Here is a 4,033-nt window from a genome sequence, read left to right on the forward strand (position 1 = left end):
AATGTGTTATGGTCTGAAAATCCTCCTCAGAGTCAAATACTGTTTAAATAACAGGGGGTGAAACTAAACACGCCCCAATCAACCAAAAAACTTAAGTACTTATAACCCTAACGATCTAATGGGAACTAGGGTTGTTTTTCTATTTGCTTATGGGGCCTCAGCTCCAGTACAGACAGCTACAGATTGCGAGGGCAAAGCTGCTGGAAAAGCTGGCAAAAAAGAGGAATTCCACAGTGATAACAATGATTCACAGGCAGGAAAGCATAGGTTTCTTTGGAATCCCTGTGTACAAGTTTATTAGCATAGAAGATAGTGAAGAAATTCTCAGAGCGATTAGAATGGCTCCAAAAGACAAGCCAATTGACTTGATTATTCACACCCCTGGAGGATTAGTTCTGGCAGCAACACAGATAGCGAAGGCTTTGAAAGACCATCCCGCTGAGACAAGGGTAATAGTGCCGCACTACGCAATGAGCGGTGGGACATTAATAGCATTAGCCGCTGACAAGATAATAATGGATCCTCACGCCGTTTTAGGACCGGTGGATCCACAGCTGGGCCAGTATCCAGCGCCGAGCATAATAAGGGCTGTTGAACAAAAAGGCGCAGAGAAGGTTGATGATCAAACTCTTATCCTCGCTGATGTGGCAAAGAAAGCAATAAACCAGGTTCAGGACTTTGTATACAGTCTCTTAAAGGACAAATACGGTGAAGAGAAAGCCAGAGAATTGGCTCAGATACTAACCGAAGGAAGATGGACCCATGACTATCCAATAACCGTCGAGCATGCAAAGGAGCTCGGACTTCACATTGAGACAGATGTTCCAGAGGAGGTTTATGCCTTAATGGAGCTCTACAAACAACCTGTAAAGCAGAGGGGAACCGTAGAATTCATACCTTATCCGGTAAAGCAGCAAGGAAAAGAGTAGATTGGTGAGTCTTTGTTTATTTCATTTTTTGAAAAGTTAAGCTTTGGTTTTCAGTTCTGGTGAATAATTTCGCGTCCCAGCCAAAAAGTTTTTATTTGGTTTTTGCATCCCTTTAGTTAGGCTTAAATCAAGGTGAGATTATGATCAACTATTCTAAAATGATGGAAGGGGAAGAGACCATGCAAGTGAAAGTAGACCCAGAGGAAATTAAGAGGATAAAAGCCGAAATAGAGGCTTTAGAAAGAGAGAAAAAGGAAATCCAAGAGAGATTGGAACAGCTCCAAAAGGAGCTGAATATCTGGATACAAAAAAGAGATGAGAAGAATAAAGAAGTAAGGCAGTTAAGGGAGAAAGCAAGAGAATATAAAATAAAAAGGGATGAAATCAACCAGCAGATTCAGGAACTTAAAAAGAACAGGGAAGAGATAAACGCCAAGCTTGATCTTCTCTATCAAGAAGCCATGGAGTACAGGGCAAAGAGGGATGAATACAGACAGCTGAGAAGACTGAGAATGCCAAAGGAGAAGATAGAGGAGAGAATTGAAAAGCTCGAATGGGAACTGCAGACCAATCCAAACATCACTCCCGAGAGAGAAAAGCAGATAGTCGATCAAATTCAGGTTTTGGCTACAGAGCTTGAAATTCTCCAGCAAGCTGATAGATTCCACAAGAAGCTCCAAGAAACAAGAAAGAAGATTGAAAACCTGAAAAAAGCAAGAAGAGCGATAGGGATGGAAATACAGAAGCTCGCAAATCAGAGTCAGCAGTTCCATGAACAGATGCTAAAAGCTTACCAGCAGGCAGATGAGATTAAAAAAGAAGCAGATGAGTATCACCAGAAGGTAGTTGAGCTCAGGGAAAAGATTAGGGAAGTTAGGATGGATCTCAGGGATGTAGAGAAGAAGATATTCGAGTTTGACCAGAAGCACAAGGAGCTTATAGCGTATAAGATGGTTGCAAGAATGAGGGCAAAGAAAGATGCTACATTTGAAAAGGCAGTTGAAGCTCTCGAAAAGTTCAAGCGCGGTGAAAAGCTTACCTTGGACGAGCTCCTGTTGCTCCAGAGATACAATCTGGTGTGAAGCATGGAAATAGTAAAGCACGAAGGTCCAGGAAGGCTTGGGTTAGTTAAGCTTAATGGAAAAACCTTTGAAACACCCGCTTTGGCAGGGGTAGATTTTACTCTTTCGCCGTTCAATTCTTACTTCTATCCTAAAGAGTTTGGGGAATATGACTTCAACCTTGCCCCTTCAATTCCCCTCAGTTTTTATACTCCCAGAGAAATAGTAGAGAAAGCCCTGAGCAGGCTGTACAACGTTGATTATTCAAAATTCAACGCCCTCTATGTCCCTGTTGTAAGGAACCTTGAGTACATCGAGGAGTTCCTTGACAATGTTCTCTCTCAGTATTCCTTCGATGCCCTCTACATAGGGAATGCAAAAATCTTTGTAAAAGACTACAGGAGATTTGTTCAAGCCGTTAGACTTATCAGGGAAAAAGATCCCAATTTGTTGCTAATTACTGACCTTGAGCCGTTTTTCTACCCCCTGGCTGTTTATCTCGGCATTGATGCATTTGATACCCGTTCCTTGAAGCTCTACGATTTCCACAAGAAGGGCTTTACGCAGTTCTCCCCAATACTTTGGGAGGAGAAGGAGAATTCTCTGGAATTCGCTAAAGAGGTTATAAAGCTTGTTAAAAAGGCTCTTGAGGAAGGAAAGCTTCGCTATCTGGTTGAGAACTTTTTCTACACCCAAGCTCATGCCGGGATACTGAGGATAGCCGACAAGGAAAACTGGGATTACCTTGAAAAATACACCCCCATACAAAGGGACACCGTTTACTTCATAAGTGATGCCTCCCAGAACAGGCCAGAAGTAGTGAGGTGGAGGCAGAGAGTAGTTGAGAGATTTAAGCCCCCTGAAAACGCTGAAGTGCTCTTCCTTTTCCCATGCTCAGCTAAAAAGCCCTATTCCCACTCGCGCTCTCACACGCTTTACAGAAAAGCTCTCAAGGAAGCCCTTGGGAATGGAATATACAGAATACACGAGCTCATCCTTACGTCTCCCTTTGGAGTCGTGCCGAGGGAGTGGGAGTGGTTAGCCAAATACGACATTGTAGTTACTGGCCACTGGAGTGAAGAGGAAATAACCTCTGCTGCTGAGCTCTTAGCTAATGCTCTGGAGAAATACCCCAAGAGGATTCCGATAATTGCCCACCTGGACGAAGCTTATGTAGACGTTGCTAAAATAGCCAGCGAGGTCAGTGGAAGGGAGATAATCTTTACTCCAGTTAAAAACGGCACAACAAGCAGGGAAAGCTTGGAGGGCTTAAAGAAGACGATAAAGGAACTTGGCTTGGATTTGACTGCTGGAAAGGAAGACAGGACATACCGCTTCTACGAGAACATAAGGAAAGTGTTTGACTTCTACTTTGGCTTGGGCGCTGGAGAAGCAGTTCTTCCAGAGGATGCTAGAATCATAGGTTCCAAAATGCTCCGCATTCTCATAGGCAATGAGCAAACTGGAACTTACCAAGACGGCGTGATAAGTGTAACGCCCTTTGGCATGCAGCGCATCTACGATGCAACGAAGAGCTATTACGTGAAGATTGACTTCGATCTCAGGGGAGACGTTTTTGCCGTTGGGGTTAATGAAGCAGATGGCAAAATACGCCCGGATGACATTGTTGGCGTTGTGAGGGACGAACAAGTCGTCGGCGTTGGAAAAGCCGTTCTCAGCGGAGAGGAGATGGTGAAAGCAAAGAGAGGCGTTGCTGTGAAGGTGAGAAAGAAATTATGAGAAACTTTTTAACAATTTTTAAAACTACTTCTGACGACGGGCAATGAAAGGTCTGACTTTTTCTTTTCTCAAGCCTCGCTCTTTCACCAGACGTTTACGTATTCATATACCAAGACAGAAAAGTCAGGCTTGTTTAACTTCTCAGCCTGGGCGGCGCTTAGAACCGGAAATAAAACTCTCAAACTGGATCACAATTAATGGTGAGGGAGATAAGATATGTGATATAGGCTGTTCTTTAAACGATAACTACCGGAACATTTGAATATTTTTGGTTCCGTAAAGCTTAAATGGTTTTGAGTCATA

General features: G+C 43.3%; 3 protein-coding genes. All 3 read left to right on the forward strand.

The window, feature by feature from the left end:
- Nucleotides 1-131 precede the first annotated feature (131 nt).
- Nucleotides 132-929, forward strand: a complete 798-nt coding sequence (locus GBV73_RS10680; protein ID WP_152881265.1) for an ATP-dependent Clp protease proteolytic subunit — start codon at nucleotides 132-134, stop codon at nucleotides 927-929.
- A gap of 179 nt (nucleotides 930-1,108) precedes the next feature.
- Nucleotides 1,109-2,011: a coiled-coil protein gene (locus GBV73_RS10685; protein WP_152881269.1), complete on the forward strand. Its 903-nt coding sequence runs from the start codon at nucleotides 1,109-1,111 to the stop codon at nucleotides 2,009-2,011.
- 3 nt (nucleotides 2,012-2,014) lie between these two features.
- Nucleotides 2,015-3,730, forward strand: coding sequence for an archaeosine synthase subunit alpha (gene arcS / locus GBV73_RS10690; protein WP_152881267.1), 1,716 nt, complete (start codon nucleotides 2,015-2,017; stop codon nucleotides 3,728-3,730).
- Nucleotides 3,731-4,033 lie beyond the last annotated feature (303 nt).

This window comes from Thermococcus sp. 101 C5, from assembly GCF_009372125.1.
Taxonomy (GTDB): domain Archaea; phylum Methanobacteriota_B; class Thermococci; order Thermococcales; family Thermococcaceae; genus Thermococcus_A; species Thermococcus_A bergensis.

Bases quoted from the DNA above. Each gene is read 5' to 3' on its own strand.
- GBV73_RS10685 (WP_152881269.1), top strand. From the start codon at position 1,109: ATGCAAGTGAAAGTAGACCCAGAGGAAATTAAGAGGATAAAAGCCGAA.
- arcS (WP_152881267.1), top strand. From the start codon at position 2,015: ATGGAAATAGTAAAGCACGAAGGTCCAGGAAGGCTTGGGTTAGTTAAG.